We start from the raw sequence: 26105 nt of genomic DNA on the forward strand, positions 1-26105 counted from the left end.
GCTATTCCTCTCCTTTTCGATAAACGACAATGCCGCCGATGATCGTCATTTCCACCTCCGCCGTCTTGAGCTGTTCCTCGTCGAAAGACATGAACCCCGGAGAGACAACGGTAAAATCCGCAAGCTTTCCGATCTCGAGCGTGCCTTTCAAATCTTCATCAAAGGATGCCCGCGCCGCATTTCGCGTGTACATGCAAAGAGCTTCGCGCAACGATAGTTTTTGTTCCGGCAAAATCGTGTTTCCGAGCGCCGTACGTCTTGTAACCGCTGTGTATACGCCGAGAAGCGGATCGCAAGGTGTGATTGGCGAATCCGAACTTCCTGCGGGAAGTAATCCAGCTTCAACAAATGAGTGAAGCGCGAACACTCCTTTGGATAACGGTTCCGGGACATGATCCATGTGCACTTCACCCGCAAAATGAACGAGTCCCGGCTGTGGTACGGGAATCACTCCGAGTTTTTGCATGCGGTCACGCAACGCGGGAGTAATAATGCTTGCATGTTCGATGCGATGTCGGCAATCGCCTCTCGGAAAGGCTCTGATCGCTTTTTCATAAGCCGTCAACACTTGGGAAACCGCGGCATCGCCGATCGCATGTACCGCCACTTGAACCCCGGCACGATGAGCCCGCATGATCTTTCGCTCAATCTCACCAACACCATGCATGAACTCTCCGGTTCCTCCGTCTGCATAAGGCATTGACAAGGCAGCCGTTTTCCCGCTGACCGTGCCGTCAGCAAACATTTTTACCGCTCCCGTTTTGAACCGCTCATTTCGAAATCCGAGCAGAAGATCCCCCTCTTGATAAAAATCGTCCAAAATCATGCCGTATACGCGCACATCCCGGCTGCCGTTCTCCGAGGTTTCTTGAAACGCACGCATTTCATCAAAGTTTCCCGTATAAAAACCGATGCCGGCTTCGTGCACAGATGTGACCCCATGCCGAACGTAAAAAGCGTTCGCCGCCGCAATCGCTTCTTTCATCTCGGAAACCGTGAAGCGCATTTGCTTTTTGATGAGTTCAAGCGCATCTTCGCTGAGCCTGCCAGTCAACCGGCCGCGGCCGTCTTTTTCTACCTCACCGTGCGCCACCGTCGTCTCCGGCGTGATGCCGGCCTTTTTTAACGCCAGCTCATTGGCGACCGCGCTGTGCAGCGAATAATGCGTCACAAACACCGGCCGACTTACATCCTTGAAATCAGCTGCCGTCGGATGGCGCCCCTCGGCGAATCGGGATTCGTCATACCCCCATCCGATGACCCAATCGTCCGCATCGACAGCCTCTGCCCTGCGTTTTATTTTGGCAACGAGCTCAGCGATCGATGACACGCGGCAGTCCACATTGCGCAAATGGAATCCGGTCGAAATCATATGCTGATGGCTGTCGATAAAACCGGGCAACACCGTGTTTCCTTCTAGATCAAAGCGCTTCGTATTTATTCCGGCCGTCCTCTCGATCGCTTCGTCTGAACCGAGGGCGACAATTTTTCCGTCTCGTACCGCTGCAGCCCCGTATACGCGATCTTTGTCGTCCAATGACACAAACGTTCCATTCGTGAAAATGCGGTCGGCGATCATTCAATATCCCTTCTTTTCGTCGACTTGATTCAGCAATGGCTCACCGTTCCGATAACGATCCACATTGACGGCGAATTTTTCCAAACAACGATCGAGATAGTTCACCGTTTTTGCTGCCAAATGCGGTGTCAAAAATACGTCGTCAAATGTCCAGAGCGGATGCTCCGGCGGCAGCGGATCGTCTTCGAAAACGTCAAGTGCGGCCCCTCTGATCGTTCGGTTTCGCAATGCGTCCACCAACGCTTCCGTATCGACAAGCGCCCCTCTCCCAATATTCAATAAGCAAGCCTCCCGGTTCATTGAGCGCAATTCGTCAGCGCCGATGCAATGAAATGTTTCCTCCGTTACCGGCAAGAGCATGACTATAAAATCGCCGCGTGAGAGCACTTGAAGTTTTTCATCCAGCTTCACCATCTCGTCGAACGGCTCGCGCCGCTCGCCGCTTGTGTTCACACCAATGACACGCATCCCGAACGCTTTCGCTTTTTTCGCGACTTCCATCCCAATCGTTCCCGCCCCGAAAATGACCATCGTCTTCCCCTTTACCTCGCCAACGAGATCGCTTCGGTTCCACAGACGCTTCTGCTTATCACGTTCAAACCGTTTCATGTCCCGGGTTACGTACAACACGTAACTCATCACGTATTCGGCCATTGGCACGCCGTGGATGCCTTTTACATTTGTCAACAAAATTCCGCGTTCGGCAAGCGCTGCAACCGGTACATGCTCAATTCCCGACTGAAACACTTGCACCCATTTTAACGCAGGCAGGCGCCGTAAATTTTCTTCCGTCACGTCGAATCCGTACGTCACAAGAATTTCCGTACGATCCAGCGCCAACCGGCTGTTCGTCAAGTCCGGCTCAAGATGCACTTGACTGCCGGGTACCGCTGCTTTCAATTGCTCCCATTGTCGTTCGCTGTATTCGTCGATCGTTGTCACGAGCATCGCATCGCCCTCATTTCTCGTAACGGATCGAAACGAGTTTTTTCTCTAAGTACTCGTCGATGCCGTGCCGGCTCCCTTCACGTCCGATCCCGCTTTCCTTGATACCGCCGAACGGACCTTGGACGACGAACGGAAGCGGATCGTTGATGCCAACCATGCCGTACTCAAGATGTTCCATCATCCGAATCGTCCGCGACATGCTTTCCGTATAGCAATAGGCGGCCAAGCCGTATCGGGGATGATTGACTTCACGCAACAACGCTTCTTCCGTTTCAAAGCGAAGAATTGGCGCGACCGGTCCAAACGTTTCCTCTTCGGTCAGCTTCATTTCATTTGTCACGTCTGTCAGTACCGTCGGAGCGAAGAAATAACCGCTCGACAAATCACCTCCGGTCAAACGATGTCCTCCCGTGACCACTTTGGCGCCTCGTTCGACGGCGTCCTTCACGTGTCGTTCGACCTTCTCTAATCCAGCCGCATTCACGAGCGGACCGACCACCGTATCTTCGCTCAATCCGTTGCCGACCTTCAGCTTCTTTACTTTCTCCGTCAGCTTCTCCGTAAACAGATCGGCAACGGATTGCTGTACATAAATTCGATTCGTCGCCGTGCACATTTCTCCAGAACAGCGAAATTTCGTTGCCAGCAAATCATGGACAGCCAAGTCGAGATCCGCATCTTCAAAGACGATGTACGGCGCATGCCCGCCGAGTTCCATGGACAAGCGTTTCACCGTGTTCGCCGCGCCGGCATACAATTTCTTGCCGACTTCGGTTGAACCAGTAAACGTAATCTTGCGAACATCCGAATCTTGCATGAATACGTCCGAAACGACTTCGGCCGGGGCAATAACCAGATTCACCACGCCAGCCGGCACTTGCGCGCGCTCAAGCAGCTTCATCAGTTCGATCGCAGATTGCGGCGTCTCCGGTGCCGGTTTCACAACCGCAGTACACCCGGCGGCGAGGGCAGGCGCCAGCTTGCGCGCGATCATGCCGATCGGAAAATTCCACGGCGTAATCGCACCGACGACGCCAATCGGCTGGCGAATGACAAGCAGACGCTTGTCACTGGCACTGTGCGGCACCGTCTCTCCATAGACGCGCCTCGCTTCCTCGGCGTACCAACGAAAATAGTCGATCGCCATTTGAATTTCGCCGCGCGCATCACGAATGGATTTGCCCATTTCCATCGTAATGACGCGCGCCAACGAATCTTTTGCTTCCTGCAGCAACCTCGAAACGTTCAGCAGCACATCCGCCCGTTGTTTCGCCGGAATTTCTGCCCATCCCGAGAACGCTCTTTTTGCAGCGTCCACCGCTTGCAACGCCTCATCTCGGCCGCCGAAATCCACTTCAAAGACCATCTCACCTGTCGCGGGATTCGTTACTTGTAATTTTCCTGTTGAATGAACCCATTCCCCGTCAATGAACATGCAAATACCTCCTTCAACCAGTGTATGTCGTGACAGCGCTTACAAAGAACCTGTATCTTGTATAACCGGTAGGACCAGTTGTGCATTCATTATAATCCGAATTTACACAATTTACAATAACATGCAAATCATTCGAAATTAGAAGTGACTCTCGTTAAAAAAAATAAAGCTATCGCTGCAGCATTACAGTCATTTGACCACCGAAAATTCATAGGACGCCAATATCGATCCTGTTGTCAATAGAAAAAAAGCCCGAACCTGAAAGATTCAGGTTCGGACATTCGGTTCCTAGCGTTGCGTTTTCAAGCCTACCGCTTTTTCGCGCAACGCATACCGCTGGAATTTGCCGGTGCTTGTCATCGGAAAATGATCGATCATTTGTACCGCTTCCGGCCAATGCGTCTTGGCTACACCTTTTTCGGAGAGAAAGCGGGTTACTTCTTCGAGCTTGAAAACGTCTCCAGGTTGTTTCGGTACGATGAATGCAGCCGCGCGCTGGCCAAGTCTTTCGTCGGGAAACGCGACGACGGCTGCCTGCGCGATGCGCGGATGCGTATAGAGCACTTCCTCGATTTCCCGAGGGTCAATTTTATAACCGCCGCGGTTGATTAAGTCGTCTTTTCGCGAGACGAACGTGCAATAACCTTCCTCATCTTTGCGAACGATGTCGGACGAATAGAACCAACCGTTCCCATCAAACGCACGCTTTGTTTTCTCAGGCTGCCGATAATAGCCCGGAATAAATCCAGCGCCGCGAACGACCATTTCACCTTGACACGGCGGTTCAAGATTATCGCCGTCCTCGCCAACGAGCTTTTCTTCCAATCCGTCGACAATACGCCCGAAGCTGATGCTCGTCGTTTCGACGCTGTCCCCGGGTTGTGTGCAATGGGTTACGCCCGCTTCGGTATAACCGTAAAAAGCGATGATGTTGCAGTTCATTTTGCGAATTAACTGATCAAGAATCTCCTTCGGGCAAGTGGCACCAGCATATGCCATCGTGCGAATCGATTCGACATGGCGTGCTTCCAAGTTCTCGTATCTCGCAAAATCGATCAGCATCGGCGGAGCTCCGAGAAAGTATGACGGTTTGTCGCGTTCGATGACTTCCACCGCTTTTTCGACATCCCACGATTTCAGCAAGACCACAGGGGCTCCACGGTAAAAAGCGCCGAGCGCGCCGACCCCGAGCCCGGTTAAATGAGCCAACGGTGTGACAAGCAGCCATTTCGCGTTTTGTGCAAAACCGCAAACGTCATTGAAGCGATTGACCCAGTACGTATTGTTGCAATGCAAATGAAGTTCAGCTTTCGGTTTTCCCGTCGTTCCGGAAGTAAACATAAGGAAAAACGGATCTGTCCCAACCGGCCGATGTTCCGCCAAGCGAGCCGCCGTCGCTTCGGAAACATCCTCATCCAACGCCGAAAACGCATGCGTATTTTCATACGATCGTTCCGACAGCACGACGATCTGCTCCAGTTGTTCATGCGATTGTTTCAATTTTCTTGCCATCTCCACATAATTGCGCGATTTTACCTGATCCGGAATGAACAATGCACGTGCGCCGGTCAATTCAAGAATGTAGTTCATGTCGTTTTCCGTGTAAGGCATGTGGCACAGTACAGGCAAAATACGGATTTTCGCTGCCGCAATGAGCGTAATCAAAAATTCGCTCACATTCGGCAATTGAATGGCGATTGTGTCTCCGGGTTCGAGCCCGAGCCGCAACATGCCAGCCGCCAATCGGTTCGACCTCTCGTGGAATTGTCCATATGTAGTAGTGGTTCCGTCTTCGTCAATCATTGCCGGTGCGTTCGGATCCCGCCGGGCATGATTTTCAATAAAATCAACGAAGCTGTTTTCTTGCCACTTGCCTGTTGCGAAAAACTCCTCGACCGTTTCCCTCGTTACCCACACGTCATCTCTATTCAACAATTCGTCGATGCTCTCTTGCAATCTGCTGTTCACCGTTCCACCTCCTGGAAGTTTGCCGTCCTATTGCCATCATATTTTCAGTATTTACAAAAGTCAAAGAATTTTCACGAGACGGGGAGTACTTGACTTCCCGCTTCACTCGCTTTGCATCGAGCGAATATGTCCAGCCAGTGCGTAAAGCACGAGCGTGCTCGCGAAATGGGAGGAAAAATCGTTTCCGTCCTGGCGCGGATAAACTTCAACGAACTCGACTCCGGCAATGCCGCGTTTCGCCGTTTCATACACGAGCGTCAACAATTCATGCGAAGTTAACCCGTTTGCATCCGGCGGTCCTCCCGGATTATAGGCATAATCGAGTACATCGCTGCAAATTGTCAAATACACTTTTTCTGTTCCTTGGCTGGCAATCCGATAAGCGCGGTCAACGGATGCTTTCAACCCCGTATCGCGAACTTCGTTCAACGTAATTGTCGTTGCGCCGGCCGCTTCAGCCATTCTGCCGCTTTCCGCCGTATTTCGCGGGCCGTGAATGCCCATGTGAACCATGCTCTCGGTACGAACGCCATCATCTTCGTATAATCGTTTAAACGGCGAACATCGCGCATATTCATCTCCGTTGTGATCATTTTTATTATCATAATGGGCATCCAGATGAATGACACCGACTTTCCCTTTCGTCCTTTCACCAAGAGCGCTAATGATCGGGTAGGCGATCCCATGGTCACCGCCGAGCGCGACTGAAAATTTCCCCGTATCCCATACTTTCCCGGCAAACCGTTTGATTCGATTCATCGTCTCCGTTACGTTCGCCGGAATCACGTCGACATCACCAAGATCGCCGATTTTCAAATGCTCGAACACATCGAGATGATCCAATTCCGGCAAATATCCGGAATAGCGGGCCGAGCAAAGCCGCATGACTTTCGGTCCCATTTCGCAACCCGTATAGTCTCCCCATGTAACCGCTCCTTCCCACGGCACTCCGTACACGATGACATCGACGTCCTTCATCTTCTCCGGTTGATCGAGCAAATGCACACCGTTCAAAAAACACGGCGTATTCCCATAAATTGTATCGTCCATTGCTCTCATAGCTCCTTTCTGTCCAATCTTCCTTTCTTATTTCACAACCGTATCCATTTTAAACATTCGGGGATCGAACCCGATTTTCCTCCCTGTCCCTCGCCAATTTCCCCATCATGTCTGAGAATCAATCTTTTACAAGTTTTCCAATGTTTTAGTTGCTTTACTTAAATTTTAAGAATATAATGAACTCATTACCACATCCGCTTTTTAAATGAAAGGGAGGAATCATTATGTTAATCGCTTCACTCATTTTATTTGCCGCAGCTGCAGTTGGAGGGTTGATACTGGCTGTGCGGCATTTCAAGCAAAAAGAACTTCCCATGCCGCTTGCGGTCATTCACGGGCTGGCGGCAGCCATAGCACTCGTATTGCTCATCTTCGTCGTCTTCGCCGGTTCCGGCAACGGATTTACCGTTGTTGCGTTGGTGCTGTTTATCGTGGCAGCCGTGTTCGGATTTTTGTTGTTCAGCTTGCATTTGCGGAAACAGAAACTGAAAACCGGTTTACTGTCTTCCCATGCGATTGTCGCGGTCGCGGCGTTCTTGCTGTTGTTGATCGGCATCGTCATGTAGCATGCAGACCGGAGGGATGATCATGTTTGAAACGAAAAACGGGGTGCGCTTGTTCGGGCACCCCCTTCATGCTTTGTTGATTCATTTTCCGATGGGGTTGTTGCCGATATCGTTGCTCTGGGACCTTATCGCCGTCTGGACAGACGACTCCATCTGGTGGGAACTTGGCTTCTGGTGCGCGGCAGCCGGTGTCGCTTTCGCATTCTTTGCCGCCGTCCCAGGATTTATTGATTACATTTTTATTTCCGACAAGCCAGCTGCGGAGAAAGCCGCACTTTTCCACATGGTGATCATGCTCACGGCGGTTGCATTTGTAGCCGTTAGTGTACTGTTGCGCATCCATGACCATTCTCCCGAAGGCGTGAAAATATTTTTATCGCTATGTTTCTCGTTGTTCGGGGTCGCGGGACTTGTGATCGGCGGTTGGTTCGGCGGCGAACTCGTCTATCGTCATCAAATCGGGAGAAAGTAAGACTCCATTGATTTATAATGAGCGTAAGGAGGCGGCAGCATTGAAAATAAACGGGATTTCCGAAACGAAACGAGAAATATTGAAAACGTTGAAAGAAGCTGGCTCTGCCTCCATCGCCAAACTTCAGTCCGAGTTGAACATGACCGGCGAGGCGCTGAGGCAGCAGCTTCTCCAATTGAAACACGAAGGATTCGTCGAAAGAAAAAGCAAGAAAAGAAAAGATCCGTCCGGCGGCCGGCCGGCAAAACAGTATTTCCTGACTCCCGAAGGAGAACATCTTTTTCCGAAAAATTATGATGCGCTCACGAAGGAAATCATTGATACGATCAGCGACGAACTCGGCCCGGACGCGTTGACAAAGCTGTTGGAGACGATGACCGAAAATCGCGTAAACCGATGGGAACCGCAATTGCGCCATTTGCCCTTCAAAGAACGCGTAGAAGCGTTAAAAGGACTTTACATGCAGAATGACGCCTTTATGGAAGCGGAGTATTCGGAGGATGCGGTCTATTTAATGGAACACAACTGTCCCTTTCTGAACGTCGCTTCCGAAAGACCGGCGTTATGCAGCGTTACGACTTCGACGCTTTCGAAGTTGCTAGGCTATCGCGTGGAACGAACGAAACGATTCCAGAACGGGGACGGCCGCTGTGTGTTTAAGATCGATTTGTCCAAACCTGTCGGTGAAAACGATCCTGTTTTCGAATACGAAAAAGAATAATCAAGGAGAGGGGCTGAACGGCCTCTCTCCTTTCGTATGTCAATCACGCAAAGCTTGCGCATATTCGGCTTCCACGTCCGGGTGCGGCTCACCTAACAGGCTGACGAGCCATATGACGAGGCAGGCAAGACCGAAGCCGGGCACGAGCGAATACAAGCCGGCCAATCCGAACAGCGCGGAAATACCCGGAATGCTTTCCCACAAAATAACCGTCAAACCGCCGATGATCATGCCGCATAGTACGCCAAGCCATGTCGTTCTTTTCCACCAAAGTGAAAACACGACAGGCGGTCCGAATACCGCGCCAAAACCGGCCCAAGCATAAGCGACGATGCCAAGTACACTTTTACTTCCGGAAGCAGCGATCCATAACGCGATTAAGGCGACGAGCAGCGTTGCAAATCGGCCGATCCACTCCAACTCTTTCCCTGAAGCCGTTTTGCGGAACAACGATTTGTAAAAATCTTCGGCTAGCGCACTGCTGGCGACGACAAGCTGCGAGTCCATCGTACTCATGATCGCGGCCAAAACGGCGGCAAGCAAGAAACCGGCGACCCAAGGATTGAACAATTGCGGAATAATGAGCAAGAATACTTTTTCAGGGTCGGCAAGCGGTTCGTTGAAATAGACAATGCCGCACAAGGCGATAAAGATCGAACCCCACAGGGAGAAACCGATCCAAACGATCGCGATCAAGCGGGCAGTGGCAACGTCTTTCGCTTTACGAATCGCCATGAATCGAGCGATAATGTGCGGCTGACCGGGATAACCGAGGCCCCAGGCAAGCAAGGAAACGATTCCGATTATTCCTGCCGTTCCGGCACTCTCCCAAAAGATGCCTTTATCAACATCGTAGGTCACGGTATGGGTTGCATACAATAAATCCGGATTTATGTTCGCCAATTCATGCCAGAGCGAGTCGAGTCCGCCTAAATAGGCAAAAATGATGTACGAAGGCGCGATGACAAGGGCGAGAAACATTAAACAGCCTTGAATGAAATCGGTATAGCTTGCCGCCAGAAATCCGCCCAAAAACGTGTAAGCAATGACAACGATTGCGCCGAGCCATAACCCGGTAAAATAGTCGATGCCGAACACAGAAGCAAACAATTTTCCGCTCGCGACGAGGCCCGAGGCCACGTAGATCATGTAGAAGATGAGGCTGAATAGTGCTGAAATGACGCGAAGCGAATGTGTTCGGTCGCGAAACCGGTTCTCGAAAAATTCCGGCAGTGTCACAGAATCCCCAGACACTTGCGTATAGCGGCGAAGCCGCTTAGCGATGAATTGCCAGTTCAAATACGCGCCAACGGCCAACCCAACGCCGATCCACATGCCGTTTAAGCCGGAGGCGTAGACGGCACCCGGCAACCCGAGCAACAACCATCCGCTGTAATCGCTCGCTTGTGCGGACATCGCAGCTACCCACGGATTCAGGCTTCTTCCGCCGAGAATGTAATCCGACAGTGAATTCGTTCGGAAATACGTCCATAATCCAATGATTAACATACCGACACTGTAAATCAAAAAGGCGATAATCGCTTCCATTTACGAATCATTCCTCCTTTCTGTGAAAAAAGTGATGATACCCACAAGCATGAGTACGATGAACGGAACGTACAGCCAAAAAGCCGACACTGCAGGCAACGAGTCCATGCATTCACCTCCTTCTCCGAACAGATATGGAAACTATACCCTTTCTCATATGTTAACAAACAATTTTCGACATTCAAAGTTATCGCTTTGTTTTGAACATTATGAATCAGTGTGTAGAATATGCTTTCAATCGCTGTTTTTGGTGCATAGTCGGACAACTTCTCCAATAGGATGGTATGGGGTTTTGCAAGAGTCGCTATCATTGAGGAGAATGTGCATGAAAAAGAAATCAACCATCCTGCAAATCGCCGCTGCCTACATCGGTACGGTCATCGGCGCGGGGTTTGCCACCGGGAAAGAAATCGTCGAATTTTTTCTCGAGTACGGACACGCAGGCTTATTGGGCATCGCGTTGTGCGGCATTTTTTTTACCGCGGCAGGGACGAAGATCATGCTGATTTCGCATCGAAACCACTTTCGTTCTTACGAACAATTAAATCGTTTTTTGTTTGGCAACAAAATCGGAAAAGTCGTCAACGTCATCTTTCTCATTGTCCTTCTTGGTACTTCTTCTGTCATGGTTTCCGGCACCGGATCCATTTTTCACGAACAACTCGGCTGGTCTTCGCTCCTCGGCGTTTTCGTCTTATTGACGCTTTGTTTTTTAACGATTTCGAAAGGAATTTCGGGTATTTTTGCCGTAAACATGGTTGTCGTTCCTATCATGCTGTCCTTTAGTTTCCTCGCGGCTCTGTTCATTTTCTTCGCCGGGCCGCATGCAAGTTTTTCCAGTTCAGTATCTCATTCCTTTTCCCACGGATGGTGGTTTAGCGCCGTTCTTTATGCGTCGTTTAATCTTGCGACCGCTCAAGCCGTTCTCGTGCCTCTCGGGGGTGAAATTGAAGATGAATCCGCCTTAAAAGCCGGCGGCTGGTTAGGCGGTATCGGACTGACGATCATTTTACTCACTTCGTTTTTTGTTCTCTCCCGTCTGCCCGAAGTGTTTCAATACGACATTCCGATGGCAGAGGTTGTCCGTGTCCTCGGCCCGTTGCTCCACGCTCTTTATGTTGTTGTCATTTTCGGAGAAATTTTCACGACTGTCATTGGCAATGTGTTCGGACTTACGAGGCAAATCGACGGTTGGACGCGGCTTCCGAATTCGGTTGTTGTTCTTGCCGTGCTGACTGTCTGCTTTTTCGTCAGTCTTGTCGACTTCAGCGTATTATTATCGAATTTATACCGTCTTTTTGGCGCGATCGGCATTGTCGTACTTGCGGCTCTCGTTTTCCGGCGTCTTCCCAGGTATACGAAATGACTTTCGCTGTTTGAAGATGGGTTTCGAATGCATCGGTTCCCGAATAAACGATCTTATGCTACAGTTAAACATGGAATCTGTCGAATTGTGAAAGAAGGTATGGATATGGAACTCATTGTAGCTGTCATCCTCGGAATCGTTGAAGGGCTTACCGAATTTTTGCCGGTATCGTCCACGGGGCATTTAATCTTGACGGCCAGTCTGTTGCATTACACGGGGGACGAAGCGAAAACGTTTGAAATCGTCATTCAGCTCGGCTCCATTCTCGCCGTTGTCGTCGTGTTTTGGCGGAGACTGCTCGGCCTCATTGGGCTCGATAAACAAAGCCGCCCAGAAAACCATTTGAATTTGCTGCACATCATCCTGGCGATGATTCCAGCCGTCATTGCGGGATTATTGTTTCACGATGCCATCAAGGAAAAACTGTTCAATCCGTTCACCGTCGTCATTGGCCTCATCGCAGGAAGCGTATTGATGCTTTTGGGCGACAAACTCCGAACGAAAACCATAAGTCCGACACTCGACCAAATCAGCTATAAACAAGCTTTCACGATCGGCTTGTTTCAATGTTTGGCACTATGGCCCGGGTTTTCCCGTTCAGGTGCAACCATCTCAGGCGGGTTGCTGACCGGGGCGAACCATAAAACAGCTGCCGAATTCTCCTTTATCGTCGCCGTACCCATTATGTTTGCGGCGAGCGGCTATGACATGCTCAAAAGCTGGCAGTCCCTATCGATGAGCGACATTCCGTTCTTTGTTGCGGGATTTGTTACGGCGTTTGCAGTAGCGATGCTCGCCATCGTGTTTTTTCTAAAATTGATCGAGAAAATCAAGCTTACACCTTTCGTTGTTTACCGCGTGCTGCTTGCGGCCGTGTTTTGGATGTATCTTCAATAAAAACAAGTCCGGGAGGTTAATAGGCTGTGGATACGTCGTTAAAGCGCGCGGAACAGCTGGATCGAACGGATCCGCTGGCGCCTTACAAAAAAGAATTTTACGTTCCGGAAAATACGATTTATATGGATGGAAACTCGCTCGGTTTATTATCTGTACGTGCCGAGCGGGCAGTTGCGGAAGCGATGGAAAGCTGGAAATCACATGCCATCGACGGTTGGTTGAAGGGAGATCACCCATGGTTTCATTTCTCGGAAACCGTTGCCGAACGGACCGCCCCGCTCATCGGAGCTGAATCCGGTGAAGTCATCGTCGCCAGTTCCACGACAGTTAATTTGCATCAACTGGTAGCGACTTTTTTCCGTCCTCAAGGCAAACGAACGAAGATCCTCGCCGATGCGTTAAATTTTCCGTCCGACATTTATGCGCTGCAAAGTCAGCTCGAATTGAACGGACTGGCTCCGGAAGAACATCTCCTTCGTGTAAAAAGCCGTGACGGCCGCTTCATTCATGAAGAAGATATCATTGCGGAGATGAACGAAGAGGTCGCTCTCGTCGTCCTCCCTTCCGTTTTATACAGAAGCGGACAATTGTTGGACATTCCGCGTCTGACGGCAGCCGCTCATGAACGAAACATCTTGATCGGCATCGACGCCTGCCATTCTATCGGAGCCGTTCCCCACCATTTTCACGATGACGAGGTCGATTTCGCCGTCTGGTGCAACTACAAATATTTAAACAGCGGCCCTGGCGGTACAGCAGGATTGTTCGTGCACGAAAAACATCATGATCGCCGCCCCGCTCTCACCGGATGGTTCGGTTCGGACAAAGAAAAACAATTCGACATGGAGCATACGTTTACGCCTGCCCCTGGTGCCGGCGCCTATCAGCTCGGTACGCCGCATATCTTGAGTACCGCTCCGCTGCTCGGTTCGCTGGAGATGTTCCATGAGGCGGGAATTGACGCGGTACGAAAAAAATCGCTCGCCTTGACCCGATACATGATGGACCTCTTCGAAACGGAGATCGAGGATGAATCGTTTGCCATCGGCAATCCGCGGATCGACGAACGACGCGGCGGGCACGTCTGCCTCGAACATCCGGAAGCGGCCAGCATCTGCAAAGCGTTGAAAGCGAACGGCATCGTCCCCGATTTTCGCGCCCCGGACGTCATTCGCCTTGCGCCGGCCGCATTGTACACGTCGTTTGTGGACGTATGGCAAACGATTCGAACGTTGAAAAAGATCATGCGCAACAGCGAGCAGCGATCGTTCGCGAATGTACGAGATCCAATTGCCTGAAGAAAGGAGCAAGCGAAATGGCTGAAATCCTTGATATTTCACAGCCGTTGGACAGCGGCATTCCGGTTTGGCAGGGAGACGAACCGTTTTCTTACCAATTGCGATGGTCGTTTGAATCCACCGGTTCCGTGAATGTAGGAACCATCGTGATGAGCGCTCATACCGGTACGCATATTGACGCACCCTTTCATTTCGACAATAACGGCAAACGGGTCATTGACCTTGACCCGTCCGTTTTCGTCGGCAAAGCAAGAGTGATCGCCATCGAACATCCGGAAAGCATCGGTGTCGATGAACTGAAAGTGCACGATTTATCCGGAATTTCCCGGTTGTTGATCAAAACGAGCGCATGGACGCAGCGCGATCTCTTTCCCGCGGCAATCCCTCATATTCAACCGGAAGCGGCAGCTTATTTGAACAAGCAAGGGATTCGTCTCCTCGGCCTTGACCTTCCTTCGGTGGATCCGCTCGACAGCAAATCGTTGGACGCTCATCATCGATTGACTGAGCATGACATTTGCATTCTCGAAGGAGCCGTGCTCGACCACGTCATGCCGGGGGATTACGAATTGATTGCCTTGCCTCTCGCCTTAAAAGATGCCGACGGAAGTCCGGTACGTGCCGTATTACGAACGTATGAATAAACCTTTCCCAGGAATGGAATGGTAATGGATGATGGAGCGTCGCCTCCATTAACCTATTCTACGGAGGGGTGTTTTTCGATGGCACAACAAAATCAACAAGTGCAACAACTGCAACAGCAACTCAGCCAGGCGCAACAAGCGGTCCAACAAGCGCAGCAAGGTGACCCTCAGCAGTTGCAAGAGGCGCAGCAACAGTTGCAGCAATGCCAACAGCAGTTGCAGCAAGCGCAGCAGCAAGTAGGAACGCAGCAACAAGAAAATCAGCAACTGCAACAAGTCGAGCAACAGTTGCAGCAAGCGCAGCAACAACTGCAACAAGCACAAGCTAAATCTTAATCGCTCGATCCGGAAAGCGTGGAGAAACGAAAGAATCTCCACACCTTGACCGCGCCGGTATGGCGCGGTTTTCATTTTCTTTTAAAGGAGAACCCTCGCCTCGAAAGCTTGAATCCGGGATGTTCGGATGGTGAGCAAGTTTTTTCCGACACTCGCATATACATTAGACAACCTGTGATTGGGAGTCTGATGGTTTTATGCCCTGGGTCAAAAAATTTCTCGTCATTTTATTCGCCAGCATGCTGATCGGCATTGGGATTAACGGGTTCATTGTGCCTTTCCATTTGATCGACGGCGGCGTGATCGGTCTCAGCTTGCTTGTCAAATATATTTGGCACGTGAAAGTCGGCCTCACCATTCTCGTCGTCAGTTTGCCGATTTACGTGATGGCCTGGATTTATTTCCGTAAATATTTTTATAACAGCGTTCACGGATTGCTCGTCTCTTCGATCATCATCGATTTGTGCGCCCCATTGCGCACGGTGATTCGCGCGCCTGAATGGGTGAGCGCGCTCGTCGGCGGCTTACTCGTCGGCTCCGGGATCGGCATCATGCTCCGCAACAAGACGCCGACAGGAGGAGCCGATTTGCTTGCCCAGTTCATCTCTTTTAAAACGTCGATCAACGTTGGGTTGATCATCTTCCTCTTTGACGGAATCGTCATCTTGCTTGCGAGCTTAGTCATTCCGCCGGAAGCACTTATGTATTCTGCCCTGACCATATGCGCCATCGGCTTTACTACTTACATTTGGACATATCGGATGAACCATTGATTCATAAAATCCGCGCGGCCAACTCTTGCAGCGAGCGCCGGACACGGCCGTCACGGCCGACGGTCGTTTCCGCTGCGGCGAGCGAGTTCAAAATCGCTTCTTCCGTCGCTTCCGCGGCCGCGCGAAACAACCCATCAAGCTCCGTTTCGTTTACTCCTGTTTCCGTGCGTTTCGTGGAAAAACCAATGGCAATTTCACCGCTGCCATGGCCGACAAACGAGCCCGTTCGGGCAATGCCGACTGCCGTTCTTTTGATCACGCGTTTGAGCTGACGCGAAGTCAGCCCCGCTTCTGATGCCACAACGACGATGATCGAGCCTTGATCAGGCTCTTCGCAAGCACCATCGGCCCATTCGCGGCCGATCGGGCGGCCGTCGATGAGCAAGTCCTCTATTTTTCCGAAATTCGTTAAAACAAGGACGCCGAGCATTCCGTGGTCGGTCAGGCGGGATGCCGTGCCGATGCCGCCTTTCAAACCGAAACACGACATCCCTGTCCCTGCTCCTACCGCCCCTTCATCGACATGCGTTTCCGCCTGTTCCAGCGCCTGAAGCACATGTTCCTTCTTCACGTGCTGTCCGCGTATGTCATTCAAATAACCGTCATTGCACTCGAACACGAGCGGATTGACCGTTGACGCCGTATCACCGATCTCCGGATGCCTGTCAAGCATGTACGAAATCAATGCGTCTGTTGCCGTACCGACGCTCAACGTATTCGTCAATACGATCGGCGTTTCCAGCTCGCCGAGCTCCTCGACCTGCACCGTTCCGACTGGTTTGGCAAACCCGTTCATGACGTGCACCGCTGCCGGCAATTTTTCACGAAAAAGACTACCGGGATGGGGGATGACCGCGGTCACCCCCGTTTTCACCGCACCTTCATTAAGCGTCAAGTGGCCGACCCGCACGCCTTCGACGTCGGTGATCGCATTTTCCTCTCCCGGCGGCAATGTTCCTATTTTAATCCCGTAATCGCTAATTCGTCTGCGCATAGCTTTCTTTTTCGATCGCGGCAGTGAACGCCTGTTGCAATTTTATCGTGACGGGACCCGGTTTTCCTTCGCCGACCGTCGTATCGTCAATTTGCACGACCGGTGTAATTTCGGCCGTCGTGCTCGTTATAAACACCTCGTCCGCTTCCAGCAGCTCCTCGACTGTAAAGGAGGCTTCTTTTACAGAAATGCCGTTTTCGCGTGCCAATTCAAACACCTTATTCTTCGTAATGCCGTTTAAGATCAGATTGTTGGCCGGGTGCGTTTGCAACACATCGTCTTTGATGATCGACACGTTGCTTGAGCTGCCTTCCGTTACCGTTTCACCGCGATGAAATATCGCTTCGGTCGCGCCTTGTTCTTTCGCTTCTTGCTTCGCCAGCACATTTCCGAGCAAATTGAGGCTCTTAATATCGCAGCGCAACCAGCGCATATCTTCAGTCAAAACCGTGCGAACGCCGTCGTTCATTTGCTTTACCGGCCGTGCCATCTCGCGCGTATACGCCGTCAACACCGCTTCGGATTGCTCCGGGAAATGATGGGTGCGCACCGCAACGCCGCGCGTGAGTTGCAAATAAACGAATCCGTCTTCGAGCCCGTTCACTTTAACCAATTCGCGCAATTTCCTCTCCAATTCGGCCGTAGGCATCGGCATTTTGATTTTCACTTCAGCGGTGCTTCTTTCGAGCCGATTCATGTGCGCTTTCAGGAGAAAAAAATGCCCGTTGTACACACGGATCACCTCATAAACACCGTCGCCAAACTGGTAGCCGCGGTCTTCGATGTCGACGACCGCCTCGTCTCTCTCGATCAAACGATTTTCAAACAAAATCATGCTAGTCTCCACTCCCCATGCGATTGATTTCTTAATTATACAAAAAATGATTTCTCCTGGCGACCTAAAATCCGTAAATGGTCATCCCGCCGTCGACGAACAATGTTTGCCCGGTCACGTAAGCTGACGCATCCGAAGCAAGAAACACGACGGGTCCGACGAGATCCTGCAGATCGCCGACGCGTTTCATCGGCGTTCTCGCCAAAATTTCATTCAAGTACGTTTCATCGGCCAGCAATTGCTCGGTAAGCGGTGTTTTAAAATACCACGGGCCGACTGCATTGACGCGAATGCCGTACGCCGCCCATTCCAAGGCGAGCGTTTTCGTCATTTGAATGAGCCCTGCTTTTGTCGCCGCATAAACGACGCCTGTGCGAAGGGCAACATGCCCGGCGACTGATGAGATATTGATGATACGACCGCCGCCGTTTTCTTTCATCCAACGTGCTGCCCCTTGCGACATCATGAACGCGCTATGTAAGTTCGTGTCGACAATCTTCCGCCATTCTTCATCGGTCACATCGACCGCCGGCGTGCGAATGTTCATCCCCGCGTTGTTCACGAGAATATTGAGCTGGCCAATTTCCTTCTTTACTGTCGTCATCACACGATCGACATCCGCGCGTTTCGTTAAATCCGCCGGTATCGGATAAGCCTTGCGACCGATCGATTCAATCGCTGCGGCAACCTCGTCGAGATCCGCCTTTGTGCGCGCCAGCAAGACAACATCAGCACCCGCTTCGGCAAGCCCGATCGCAAACGCCCGCCCAATTCCCCGGCCGGCACCCGTGACCACCGCCGTCTTGTTGTTCAATTGAAACGATGGCAAATACAACTCGCATCCCCCCTCATCAGTCGTTTTAATTATCATTATCCCACATGCGTCAACAGCCGGAAACATGTTACGATGAATAAAAATGGAGCGTTGCGGAAAGGAGCGGATCACTTGGCTGTATTTGCAAAGGATGCTTTAGCTGGAGAACACGCATTGATCACTGGAGCCACCGGAGGCATCGGCAAAGAAACGGCGAAAGCCGTTGCCGCGATGGGAGCTTCTGTCACGATAACGGGACGGCGCGAGGAAGCTTTACACGAGGTGAAAAAGGAAATTGAAAACGACACCCGCGGGATTTCCGTGTATGCGCATGTGTGCGATTTGACGGATGCCGACGACCGCGAGCGGCTCGTTGCCAGCGCTGAACGCGCGAATGGCTTTATCTCTTTGCTCGTCAATGCGGCCGGCATTTCCGGAGGCACGACGGTTGATGAGCTGACGCAGGAAGAAATGGAACGCATCATGCACCTGAACTACACCTCGACCGTGCTTCTCACGCAGCGGGTTTATCGAAAAATGAAGAAAAAAAAGAAAGGCGGCGCCGTCGTCAATGTTTCTTCATTGTCCGGATTACGCGGAACGTACGGCAACACCGCGTATGCTGCTTCGAAGTTCGCGTTGATCGGGTTCACGCATGCGATGGCGGTGGAAGCGATTCGCGACGGTGTCCGGGTAAACGCCGTTTGCCCGGGGTACGTCGATACGGAAATGGGGCGAGCCGCCATCGCCCGCCGCGCGGAGCGCGAAGGGCGCACGTATGCGGAGCAGCTCGCGACGGTAAATGAAAATTTACCGTCGGGGCGGGTGACGCAGCCGGAAGAGGTCGCGAACGCGATTGCGTTTTTGTTGACCGACGCCGCCGAAAACATCGTCGGCGAGTCGGTAAAGATTTCCGCAGGCAGCGTGCTGCGATAAGAAGATGCGGCCAACGGAATCGCTCATGACAGACGCTATTTTGATAAAATCAGCAGCTTTTTTCAGAAATCGCTCACTGAGTACGCTATTTCTCGGAAACAGTGAAAATCACAATGAAATTTCATGTGATTTTAGGAAATAACGCTCCTCATGAGCGATTCCATTTAAAAACGGGGGTTTCAAAGGGAATAAGGCTTCTGGTGAGCGATAATTTTCAATCTCCCCAAAAATCTCGGATCAATCAAGAACTATGCCCGTTAGAGATGACCGATCTGTCAACCCGGAGGAAAAGGATGGAATAGCCGATGACGCCGCTTAAGAATGAGGGGCAAGGAAAGGTATAAAAATAATCCCCCTTCGCGCGAGGGGATTTGCGGATGGTTAAGTTTCGCCGAGCGTGATGTGCTGCATGACTCGTTCGCCGATCAGGTCGTAGCCGGCGTGGTTCGGGTGGAAATTGTCCTTGTAAATGAGCTTCTTTGACATGCCTTTGAATAGGTCGTAAATTTGCACATACTCCGCATTTTTGTATTGCGAAGTGGTTTGTTTCGCGGTATTGCTCCAGATTTTTATAATTTCATCATCAATCGTCGCTTTCGGAAAATAAGCAGAAAACGGGTTGTACATGCCGACGTAAATGATTTTCGCCTTGGCGTTATGCTCGCGCAAGATCGTAAACGTTTGTTCAAGATTGCTTTTGTAGTGCGCCCGCTTGTTTTCGAACATTTCGCGCGTCATGCCGAGGAAATGTTTCTCGACGACGCTCATCAGATCATTGCCGCCGATCGTAAACAAAATCAAATCCGCATTCCGCACCCGGTTCAGCACGTCTTCGCTTTTCAATTTCTTCAGTAAACCGTCCGAAGTGTCGCCAATGACCGCATAATTGTAAACCTTAACGTCGTCGATTCGCTCTTTCTGCTCCAAATGATTTTGGACATACCCGACGTAGCCGCCTCTTTTGAAATCGCCTTCGCCCTTCGTTAACGAATCGCCGAGCGCGACGATCGTCACGTCTTTTTTCGGTTCAGGCATTTCAAAGACGGGTTCGGTGATCCACCTTGGTTCATATAAAAAAATGACGGTGATTCCTGCAAGAAGACTTGCGATTAACCAGGCTGCGCTTTTTTTCATGATCGTCTCACCGGTCCTTTATCCATTGCAGCGCTTTCCGCTCCGTTTGTTTCACAAACTCCTGTTTGCCCGCAATATATTTTTCGATGTCGGCCGGAAACCGTTCCGCCAATCGCTTCTTCAGCTGTCCGTACGCCCTTACGACCTCCGGGCAGGCGCACAAATAATCGCGAAACGCAAGATGCCGCAAAACGTTGGCATCCCCACATCGAAACAGATGCAAATGATGGCTGCGCGCATCCCCGCCTTTTTGAAAAAACCGCCTTCCGGGAATGCCGTTCTCCCCCCTCGCCTCGTAACCGAGCGCGGCCAACCTCTCTTCCGCAGCATCTATCCCTTCAAGCGATTCCGCCTCCCCGAGCAAATCGAGGATCGGCTTTGCCGCGAGCCCCGGCACCGACGTGCTTCCGATATGATGCAAGCGCAGCGAAACGATACCGGCACACGCTTGCCGGATCGCTTCCGCTTCCTCCCGAAACTGCTCCGGCCAGCTCGGGTCATACGGCACGACTTCAACTTTTCTCATCGCGCTCCGCCTTCAATCCGAATCGCTCCAGCTGCTCGGTCAAGCCTTCCTGCTTCAAGATTTCCCGCTGGCGCTCGCCGATCAAGTCGAAATGCGGGTAATCTTCGCGATGGTCGATCCATGCCGGCTCAAGCCCATACTTGCGGCCCCACGCCATCAAACGCTCGACATCGGCGCAGCCGGCCTTTGTCACCGTCTTGCATTCCGGAAAACGCGGATGTATCCAATAATGCGTCAAAAACGCGATTTCCCCGCGCGCCGCTTGCCGCTTCCATTCTTGCAATTCCTCGCGCTTGATGCCAAATGCCATCTTCCGCTCACACCTTTTCGTCCTTACCCCCAGTTTAACACAAATCGACGTCGACGAGCTGGTCCAACCGCACTCGCTCGCGCTCGCCTCCGGCTCGCTCAATCTCAATCTCCCCGCCGTGCGGATCGTGCCTCCGCACCTTCCCGCTCACCCACACATCCTCGTACGCATCGAACAGCTTCAACCGCACCGCCCGCCTCCCGGCGGCCGCCTCCGCCAGCAGCCGCCCGATCCGCTCCCGCTCCTGCTCGTCGAGCACCGGCGGCTCCCGCCGCCGCAGCTCTTTCTGGTGCCGCTGCAGCATGCGCACGTGCTCCGGCAGCATCATCCGGCTCCCTTCCCACATCAAATTCGATCCCGGCGTCAGCTTGTTTTCTTTCGCCACCGCCGCTCCCTCCTTTATTTATAATGTCCGCCGATCTTCTGCGCCCGCTCGCGCGCCTGCCCCGCCTCCGTCACCGACACCGCGCGCATCACCGCCGTCGGCCCGTATTTCGCGCACAGCGCGTCCATCGCTTCGCTCAGCCGCTGTTTCCGCGCGAAATCATCGAAGAAGCTCTCCTGATGCGGCAGCGCCGGTTCGAGCTGCGACAGCGCCACGCCGACACTTCGTATCGGCTGCCGGTCCCAATGCCGCTCGAACAGCCGGCACGCGGCCGCATACAGGTCGCTGCCGAACTGCGTCGGCCCCGGCAGCTTCGCCTGCCGGTGAAACCCCGTCGGCCGGTCGAAATCCGCGCCGCGAACGCCGACGGAAATCGTCCGGCCGACGCAGCGCTTCGCGCGCACGCGCCGCGCCACTTCCTCGCACAGCTCGAGCAGCACGACGCGAATCTCCTTCGCGGTCTCATAATCGCGCGGCAGCGTCATATGATGGCCGACCGCCTTTTGCGTCTCGTGCGTTTTCGGGCGCACGGGCGAGGGGTCGATGCCGTTGGCGATCAGCCAAAGCAGCTCACCGTTGATGCCCCAGCGCTTCTTCAGCACTGAGAGCGGAAATTGCGCGAGATGGCCGATCGTGCGAACGCCCATGCGGCGCAGATGACGCTCCATCCGGCTGCCGACGCCGAACATGGCGCCGACCGGAAGCGGCCACATTTTCTGCTTCATGTTACCTGCATTCAGTTCTGCGCGGCCGTCTGGATGATTTTTTTTCGCAAAATTATCGCAGGCGATTTTCGCCAGCACCTTGTTCGGCCCGATGCCGACCCGCGCCGGCACGCCTGTATCTTCCATGATCGCTTTCTGCACTTCGCGCGCGACCGTCCAAGCATCCGTGAACCGCTTGCGGCACGGCGTTAAATCCATGAATTGTTCATCGACCGAATACACCTCGACAAGATCGGTGAACCGCTCCAAAATGGTTGTAATTTTATAGGAAACTTCGAGATACCGTTGCATACGCGGCCGGACAATCACCGCCTGCGGGCACTTTTGCTGCGCTTCCCAGAGCCGCCACGCGTTTTGCACACCGAATTTTTTCGCAAGCGGACAAGCCGCCAACACGACCCCGCTGCGCCGTTCCGGATCCCCGGAGACGATCACCGGACGATCTTTCAACTCCGGGCGATCCGCCTTCTCCACCGAAGCGTAAAACGATTGCATATCCACGAGAAAAATGATTCGCTCGGCCATTTCCTTTCCTCCCATAAATTCATCCCATCGAACGCACGTCTTCAGATGGGAACATTTATTCGTATTCTTATTATATGCGAATATATGTTCGTTATTCAATGGAAAATTTTCACCGTCGAAGTGTGAGAGCAACCAATCCCGGCAGAGGGAGAAGATTCCGAATAACGGCGAATCGAAAAAAAATCGGACAAGATCACCGCCGCGGATGGCCATGCTTTCGTGAACGTATGCTAAAATAAAGACAGCGATTTTCGTTGCTCTCCTTCCCCGCACTTTCCGAAACACCGGCTTGCGCACAAATGCTGAACTTCCAGAAGAAAAGACTTGAAAATTTTCCTGAAAAAGCCGATGGATGAAAGGAAAGGGACGATAAAAAAAGGCAGCAGGAAGAAGGGTTGAAAATTTTAAAAAACGACAAGCCGAAGGTGTTCGGAGTATGGATCGTTGTGATGGCAGCAGCATGCATTGCGGCATTCGAATGGTCAAATGAACCGCCCGCACCGCAACAAAAGGAAAGTGAAGAACGAACAATGGATGAAACCTATGTGAAAGACGCATTCGTGAAAGAATCCGCTCATCGAAGGATTGAAGAGCAAAAAGCGGTTCTCCGCGCAAGCAGGGATAGCAACAAGGCAGAAAAACAGACGAAAAGGACGACAGAAACGGAAACGAGCAATGAAACAGAGAAGGAATCGAAGCCGCCTGCCGTTACACCCGTAAAACCAACCACGAAATATGTGACGGCCAGTGCGCTGAATGTCCGAAAGGGGCCGGGTACATCTCATTCCGTCCTCATGGTTGTCCGCCAAGGAAGCGCTGTTGTCGTGAACGGGTTAAGCGGATCCTGGAGCAAAGTGAAAGTGAACGAAGACACCGGTTGGGTTTCCAGCCGCTACTTGGCAAACACAAAGCCAGAGATCGAGAAAGCAGTTGGAAAAATTAACCCTGCACCCGCTTCAGATGAAAAATCAGCACCAGCCACGGCACCAGCCGCTCCTGCAAAAAAACAAACCGCGAACCGCAATGCGGCCGATCGATTGCATTCGGTGGACGGCAACCGCCAGCTCATTTTAGTTACGACGAACGGATCCCATACAAGTCAGGCGAAAATCCGAACGTTTGAAAAAGATGCAAAAGGCAAATGGCACATCGTCTTGAACACGTCCGGTTACATCGGGAAATACGGATTTACCGGCCATAAGAGAGAAGGCGACAAAAAGTCGCCGATCGGAAAGTTTGCGATCGGAACCGCTTTCGGCCGAAGCGGAAATCCGGGAACGAAGCTGCCTTTCAGAAACATCACAAGCGATGATGTTTGGGTAGACGATTCGAAATCCCCGTTGTATAACACTTGGCAATCGAAAAGCAAAACGAAAGGACAATGGGACAGCGCTGAAAACATGAACATTCCTGAATACACGTATGGGTTTGTGATCCGGTACAACACGAGCAGAGTCCCCTACAAAGGGAGCGCCATTTTCTTCCACATAAACAACAGCTACACGCTCGGATGCACCGCAACCTCTCGATCCAACGTCGTGAAAATTTTGCGATGGCTGGATCCGGCCCAACATCCCGTGATCATCCAAACGCCTGTCCAAGCATTAGACCAGTTCTAAACGAACAGCGCACGACCAGTCCCACGGGATCGCTCTTCCGTGCAGCTGTTGACGGCGGAACAACGAAAGACGGGGGAATCACATGAAACGCATTTTCTTGCACGTCGGCTTTCATAAGACAGCGACCACCTTTTTGCAAAACTCGATTTATCCGAACATGACCCGTGTACGATACGTCCCAAAAGACGACATTCGCGAAGATTTCCGGAAAGTACGCCTGAAACGATTGACCGACGACGAAATCGGTAAAATTCGCAGGCGTATTCTCAGTTACGATGACGGCCGGCCGTTGTTGATCTCTTTCGAAGGCCTTTCGGGAAGCCCGTTCGCCCCGAAAAAAACAAAAAAGCAGCAAGCCATTCTCGAAGACTTGCGGCGGCTGTTTCCAGCAGCGGCTTACGACGTAAGCCTCATCGTCGGCATTCGCGAACAAGTCGACCTGCTCACGTCGCTCTACATTCAACACATCCACCAAGGCGGCGTTTACAGCGGACCTGAATATATCAACTATTGCGAACGGAACGGTTCGCTCAGCAACTATCAGTTTGACCGCTACTTGGACAAAGTGCGCACCGTGTTCGGCGATCAATTTTATGTAATGATTTACGAACGGTTCAAGCGGGAGTTCTCCAGCGAGCTGCAGCAATTGCTCGATTTTCTCGGAGAACCGGAAATCCCGACCTACAAAGACGAAGCCAAATGGCGCAACAAGAGCCTCGGTGCGGCACAAGCCGCCATCGTTCGCCGCCTGAACCGCCTCGTGCGCACACCGATTCATCCAAACGGCCCGCTGCCGGTCATCGAGGTTCCGGGGATCGGTCCGCTGCTGCCGCGACGATTGTTCCAAAATCGGCTCAGTTTCGCCTTGCACTACAAGAAATACCGTTTCCCCGAAGACTGGCAAGCCCTGCTAAAGCAACAATACGCCGCCAGCAATCGACGCCTTCAGGACGAATACGGGATGGACCTTCCGGACGTCTATAGCCGATAACAAAAGCAAGAGCCTCCCTTTTCGGTCGAGGCTCTCGTACGAATTAAAATTCAATCATGGATAACTCTTGATCAGCCCTCTCCCCTTCAGCCACGATCGAGAACCGATCCCCCTCTTTCAACTTGAGGAAAAAAGGAACGATGCTGGACAAGTCCGCCACCGGCGTCGGAACATCCTCTTTGCATAAAGCAATTTTCGATTCGCACCGCTTCACTTTGTCAAAGAAATTGCAAATCTTCTCCAACTTAATCGGCTCAAGATACGTAACATCCTTCGACAACCTCATTTTCTCATCTCTCCTTTAATCTGAACTCGTTGCTTCCTCTATTCCCCGCCGAAAAACCCGCATAAACCTCTTTTTGTCCAATTCAACACTTTGTATCATTTGTAAACCATTTGTTATAAAAAAGGAGGTTTCTGGATTGGAAAAGATAGGAATAAGCGGAGAGTATTGCGGACGATGAGGCCCGCAAGTGCGGATCTGGGAGCCACTCCTTTGCACGCCTATAGAAAAATCAATCGAAAAGAACACACCACGAGCATTATTTAAAGGTGCTGCGCTCCCGGTTGTAAATCCTTATCGGTGAGATGAAAATATATAACTGTTTAGTTATATGTTAGTTTCTCATTGGTAAGATAAAAACCTGATACCGGAGACGCATCCGTGATATGGGACGACGAGTTTCAATTCCTCATAGGTA

At 51.8% G+C, this 26105-nt stretch carries 27 protein-coding genes; 12 read left to right on the plus strand and 15 right to left on the minus strand.

Annotation, left to right across the window (positions count from 1 at the left end):
• Position 1: 1 nt before the first annotated feature.
• From VFK44_02700 to VFK44_02720, 5 genes are all read right to left on the minus strand, one after another.
• Positions 2 to 1579, minus strand: a complete 1578-nt coding sequence (locus tag VFK44_02700; GenBank protein HET7627275.1) for an amidohydrolase — start codon at positions 1577 to 1579, stop codon at positions 2 to 4.
• A complete protein-coding gene (locus VFK44_02705) occupies positions 1580 to 2527 on the minus strand; it encodes a D-2-hydroxyacid dehydrogenase (GenBank protein ID HET7627276.1) in 948 nt (315 codons plus the stop codon).
• A 10-nt stretch (positions 2528 to 2537) separates the two neighbouring features.
• Entirely contained in the window at positions 2538 to 3962 is a 1425-nt protein-coding gene (locus VFK44_02710; protein ID HET7627277.1) for an NAD-dependent succinate-semialdehyde dehydrogenase, read from the minus strand.
• Positions 3963 to 4250: 288 nt separating this feature from the next.
• Positions 4251 to 5930, minus strand: coding sequence for a class I adenylate-forming enzyme family protein (locus VFK44_02715; protein ID HET7627278.1), 1680 nt, complete (start codon positions 5928 to 5930; stop codon positions 4251 to 4253).
• Between the two features lie 102 nt (positions 5931 to 6032).
• A complete protein-coding gene (locus tag VFK44_02720) occupies positions 6033 to 6980 on the minus strand; it encodes an agmatinase family protein (GenBank protein HET7627279.1) in 948 nt (315 codons plus the stop codon).
• Between the two features lie 233 nt (positions 6981 to 7213).
• Between VFK44_02720 and VFK44_02725 the strand changes: the two genes are divergently transcribed.
• From VFK44_02725 to VFK44_02735, 3 genes are read left to right on the plus strand one after another with little or no spacing between them, the layout of a single operon-like run.
• On the plus strand, positions 7214 to 7555 hold the full coding sequence (locus tag VFK44_02725) for a hypothetical protein (protein ID HET7627280.1): 342 nt from the start codon (positions 7214 to 7216) through the stop codon (positions 7553 to 7555).
• Between the two features lie 22 nt (positions 7556 to 7577).
• Positions 7578 to 8027: a DUF2231 domain-containing protein gene (locus VFK44_02730; GenBank protein ID HET7627281.1), complete on the plus strand. Its 450-nt coding sequence runs from the start codon at positions 7578 to 7580 to the stop codon at positions 8025 to 8027.
• A 40-nt stretch (positions 8028 to 8067) separates the two neighbouring features.
• On the plus strand, positions 8068 to 8748 hold the full coding sequence (locus VFK44_02735) for a methanogen output domain 1-containing protein (GenBank protein ID HET7627282.1): 681 nt from the start codon (positions 8068 to 8070) through the stop codon (positions 8746 to 8748).
• Between the two features lie 39 nt (positions 8749 to 8787).
• Here VFK44_02735 and putP read toward each other — a convergent pair whose 3' ends face one another.
• Positions 8788 to 10296 carry a sodium/proline symporter PutP gene (putP, locus tag VFK44_02740; protein ID HET7627283.1) on the minus strand — a complete coding sequence of 503 codons (1509 nt, stop codon included), beginning with the start codon at positions 10294 to 10296 and terminating at the stop codon, positions 8788 to 8790.
• Between the two features lie 325 nt (positions 10297 to 10621).
• On the opposite strand from putP, the gene VFK44_02745 reads away from it, so the two are divergent.
• The 6 genes from VFK44_02745 (at position 10622) to VFK44_02770 (ending at position 15610) form a co-directional block, all read left to right on the plus strand.
• Complete coding sequence (locus VFK44_02745) at positions 10622 to 11662, plus strand: hypothetical protein (protein ID HET7627284.1); 1041 nt, start codon at positions 10622 to 10624, stop codon at positions 11660 to 11662.
• A 105-nt stretch (positions 11663 to 11767) separates the two neighbouring features.
• Positions 11768 to 12559, plus strand: a complete 792-nt coding sequence (gene bacA / locus VFK44_02750) for an undecaprenyl-diphosphate phosphatase (GenBank protein ID HET7627285.1) — start codon at positions 11768 to 11770, stop codon at positions 12557 to 12559.
• Positions 12560 to 12585: 26 nt separating this feature from the next.
• Entirely contained in the window at positions 12586 to 13857 is a 1272-nt protein-coding gene (gene kynU, locus VFK44_02755) for a kynureninase (protein HET7627286.1), read from the plus strand.
• Between the two features lie 17 nt (positions 13858 to 13874).
• Positions 13875 to 14501, plus strand: a complete 627-nt coding sequence (kynB, locus tag VFK44_02760) for an arylformamidase (GenBank protein HET7627287.1) — start codon at positions 13875 to 13877, stop codon at positions 14499 to 14501.
• Between the two features lie 78 nt (positions 14502 to 14579).
• Positions 14580 to 14837: a hypothetical protein gene (locus VFK44_02765; GenBank protein HET7627288.1), complete on the plus strand. Its 258-nt coding sequence runs from the start codon at positions 14580 to 14582 to the stop codon at positions 14835 to 14837.
• 197 nt (positions 14838 to 15034) lie between these two features.
• On the plus strand, positions 15035 to 15610 hold the full coding sequence (locus tag VFK44_02770) for a YitT family protein (protein HET7627289.1): 576 nt from the start codon (positions 15035 to 15037) through the stop codon (positions 15608 to 15610).
• A 1-nt stretch (position 15611) separates the two neighbouring features.
• Here VFK44_02770 and VFK44_02775 read toward each other — a convergent pair whose 3' ends face one another.
• The 3 genes from VFK44_02775 to VFK44_02785 all read right to left on the minus strand — a co-directional run bounded on the left by VFK44_02775 (position 15612) and on the right by VFK44_02785 (position 18274).
• Positions 15612 to 16604 carry a P1 family peptidase gene (locus VFK44_02775; GenBank protein ID HET7627290.1) on the minus strand — a complete coding sequence of 331 codons (993 nt, stop codon included), beginning with the start codon at positions 16602 to 16604 and terminating at the stop codon, positions 15612 to 15614.
• Complete coding sequence (dat, locus tag VFK44_02780; GenBank protein HET7627291.1) at positions 16588 to 17439, minus strand: D-amino-acid transaminase; 852 nt, start codon at positions 17437 to 17439, stop codon at positions 16588 to 16590. The genes VFK44_02775 and dat overlap by 17 nt, the downstream gene beginning before the upstream one ends.
• Before the next feature lie 64 nt (positions 17440 to 17503).
• Positions 17504 to 18274, minus strand: a complete 771-nt coding sequence (locus VFK44_02785; protein ID HET7627292.1) for a glucose 1-dehydrogenase — start codon at positions 18272 to 18274, stop codon at positions 17504 to 17506.
• Between the two features lie 72 nt (positions 18275 to 18346).
• Between VFK44_02785 and VFK44_02790 the strand changes: the two genes are divergently transcribed.
• Positions 18347 to 19189, plus strand: a complete 843-nt coding sequence (locus VFK44_02790; GenBank protein ID HET7627293.1) for an SDR family oxidoreductase — start codon at positions 18347 to 18349, stop codon at positions 19187 to 19189.
• Positions 19190 to 19570: 381 nt separating this feature from the next.
• On the opposite strand, the gene VFK44_02795 is transcribed toward VFK44_02790, so the two are convergent.
• Genes VFK44_02795 through VFK44_02815 form a run of 5 tightly spaced genes read right to left on the minus strand, consistent with a single transcriptional unit; the run spans position 19571 to position 22794 of the window.
• Positions 19571 to 20323, minus strand: a complete 753-nt coding sequence (locus VFK44_02795) for an SGNH/GDSL hydrolase family protein (protein HET7627294.1) — start codon at positions 20321 to 20323, stop codon at positions 19571 to 19573.
• A gap of 7 nt (positions 20324 to 20330) precedes the next feature.
• Entirely contained in the window at positions 20331 to 20849 is a 519-nt protein-coding gene (locus VFK44_02800) for a GrpB family protein (GenBank protein HET7627295.1), read from the minus strand.
• Complete coding sequence (locus tag VFK44_02805) at positions 20836 to 21159, minus strand: hypothetical protein (protein HET7627296.1); 324 nt, start codon at positions 21157 to 21159, stop codon at positions 20836 to 20838. Before VFK44_02805 ends, VFK44_02800 begins: the two co-directional genes overlap by 14 nt.
• A gap of 34 nt (positions 21160 to 21193) precedes the next feature.
• Complete coding sequence (locus tag VFK44_02810; protein HET7627297.1) at positions 21194 to 21544, minus strand: YolD-like family protein; 351 nt, start codon at positions 21542 to 21544, stop codon at positions 21194 to 21196.
• Positions 21545 to 21558: 14 nt separating this feature from the next.
• Complete coding sequence (locus VFK44_02815; protein ID HET7627298.1) at positions 21559 to 22794, minus strand: DNA polymerase IV; 1236 nt, start codon at positions 22792 to 22794, stop codon at positions 21559 to 21561.
• Positions 22795 to 23189: 395 nt separating this feature from the next.
• Between VFK44_02815 and VFK44_02820 the strand changes: the two genes are divergently transcribed.
• Together VFK44_02820 and VFK44_02825 are read left to right on the plus strand one after the other, a co-directional pair.
• Entirely contained in the window at positions 23190 to 24413 is a 1224-nt protein-coding gene (locus tag VFK44_02820; protein ID HET7627299.1) for an SH3 domain-containing protein, read from the plus strand.
• Between the two features lie 82 nt (positions 24414 to 24495).
• On the plus strand, positions 24496 to 25404 hold the full coding sequence (locus VFK44_02825; GenBank protein ID HET7627300.1) for a hypothetical protein: 909 nt from the start codon (positions 24496 to 24498) through the stop codon (positions 25402 to 25404).
• Between the two features lie 43 nt (positions 25405 to 25447).
• On the opposite strand, the gene VFK44_02830 is transcribed toward VFK44_02825, so the two are convergent.
• The gene (locus VFK44_02830) at positions 25448 to 25690 is read right to left on the minus strand and encodes a hypothetical protein (GenBank protein ID HET7627301.1); all 243 of its coding nucleotides are present in this window, start codon (positions 25688 to 25690) and stop codon (positions 25448 to 25450) included.
• Between the last annotated feature and the right edge of the window lie 415 nt (positions 25691 to 26105).

This window comes from Bacillales bacterium (assembly GCA_035700025.1).
In the GTDB taxonomy this organism is placed as follows: Bacteria; Bacillota; Bacilli; order Bacillales; family DASSOY01; genus DASSOY01.

What these genes read in the sequence shown, in the direction of transcription:
- VFK44_02815 (HET7627298.1), bottom strand. Translation starts at nt 22,794, where the DNA reads ATGGCCGAGCGAATCATTTTTCTCGTGGATATGCAATCGTTTTACGCT.
- VFK44_02825 (HET7627300.1), top strand. Translation starts at nt 24,496, where the DNA reads ATGAAACGCATTTTCTTGCACGTCGGCTTTCATAAGACAGCGACCACC.
- VFK44_02745 (HET7627284.1), top strand. Translation starts at nt 10,622, where the DNA reads ATGAAAAAGAAATCAACCATCCTGCAAATCGCCGCTGCCTACATCGGT.
- VFK44_02720 (HET7627279.1), bottom strand. Translation starts at nt 6,980, where the DNA reads ATGGACGATACAATTTATGGGAATACGCCGTGTTTTTTGAACGGTGTG.
- VFK44_02765 (HET7627288.1), top strand. Translation starts at nt 14,580, where the DNA reads ATGGCACAACAAAATCAACAAGTGCAACAACTGCAACAGCAACTCAGC.
- VFK44_02725 (HET7627280.1), top strand. Translation starts at nt 7,214, where the DNA reads ATGTTAATCGCTTCACTCATTTTATTTGCCGCAGCTGCAGTTGGAGGG.
- kynB (HET7627287.1), top strand. Translation starts at nt 13,875, where the DNA reads ATGGCTGAAATCCTTGATATTTCACAGCCGTTGGACAGCGGCATTCCG.
- VFK44_02795 (HET7627294.1), bottom strand. Translation starts at nt 20,323, where the DNA reads ATGAAAAAAAGCGCAGCCTGGTTAATCGCAAGTCTTCTTGCAGGAATC.
- VFK44_02805 (HET7627296.1), bottom strand. Translation starts at nt 21,159, where the DNA reads ATGGCATTTGGCATCAAGCGCGAGGAATTGCAAGAATGGAAGCGGCAA.
- bacA (HET7627285.1), top strand. Translation starts at nt 11,768, where the DNA reads ATGGAACTCATTGTAGCTGTCATCCTCGGAATCGTTGAAGGGCTTACC.
- VFK44_02710 (HET7627277.1), bottom strand. Translation starts at nt 3,962, where the DNA reads ATGTTCATTGACGGGGAATGGGTTCATTCAACAGGAAAATTACAAGTA.
- dat (HET7627291.1), bottom strand. Translation starts at nt 17,439, where the DNA reads ATGATTTTGTTTGAAAATCGTTTGATCGAGAGAGACGAGGCGGTCGTC.
- VFK44_02730 (HET7627281.1), top strand. Translation starts at nt 7,578, where the DNA reads ATGTTTGAAACGAAAAACGGGGTGCGCTTGTTCGGGCACCCCCTTCAT.
- VFK44_02830 (HET7627301.1), bottom strand. Translation starts at nt 25,690, where the DNA reads ATGAGGTTGTCGAAGGATGTTACGTATCTTGAGCCGATTAAGTTGGAG.
- VFK44_02700 (HET7627275.1), bottom strand. Translation starts at nt 1,579, where the DNA reads ATGATCGCCGACCGCATTTTCACGAATGGAACGTTTGTGTCATTGGAC.
- VFK44_02770 (HET7627289.1), top strand. Translation starts at nt 15,035, where the DNA reads ATGCCCTGGGTCAAAAAATTTCTCGTCATTTTATTCGCCAGCATGCTG.
- VFK44_02775 (HET7627290.1), bottom strand. Translation starts at nt 16,604, where the DNA reads ATGCGCAGACGAATTAGCGATTACGGGATTAAAATAGGAACATTGCCG.
- VFK44_02705 (HET7627276.1), bottom strand. Translation starts at nt 2,527, where the DNA reads ATGCTCGTGACAACGATCGACGAATACAGCGAACGACAATGGGAGCAA.
- putP (HET7627283.1), bottom strand. Translation starts at nt 10,296, where the DNA reads ATGGAAGCGATTATCGCCTTTTTGATTTACAGTGTCGGTATGTTAATC.
- VFK44_02790 (HET7627293.1), top strand. Translation starts at nt 18,347, where the DNA reads ATGAATAAAAATGGAGCGTTGCGGAAAGGAGCGGATCACTTGGCTGTA.
- VFK44_02800 (HET7627295.1), bottom strand. Translation starts at nt 20,849, where the DNA reads ATGAGAAAAGTTGAAGTCGTGCCGTATGACCCGAGCTGGCCGGAGCAG.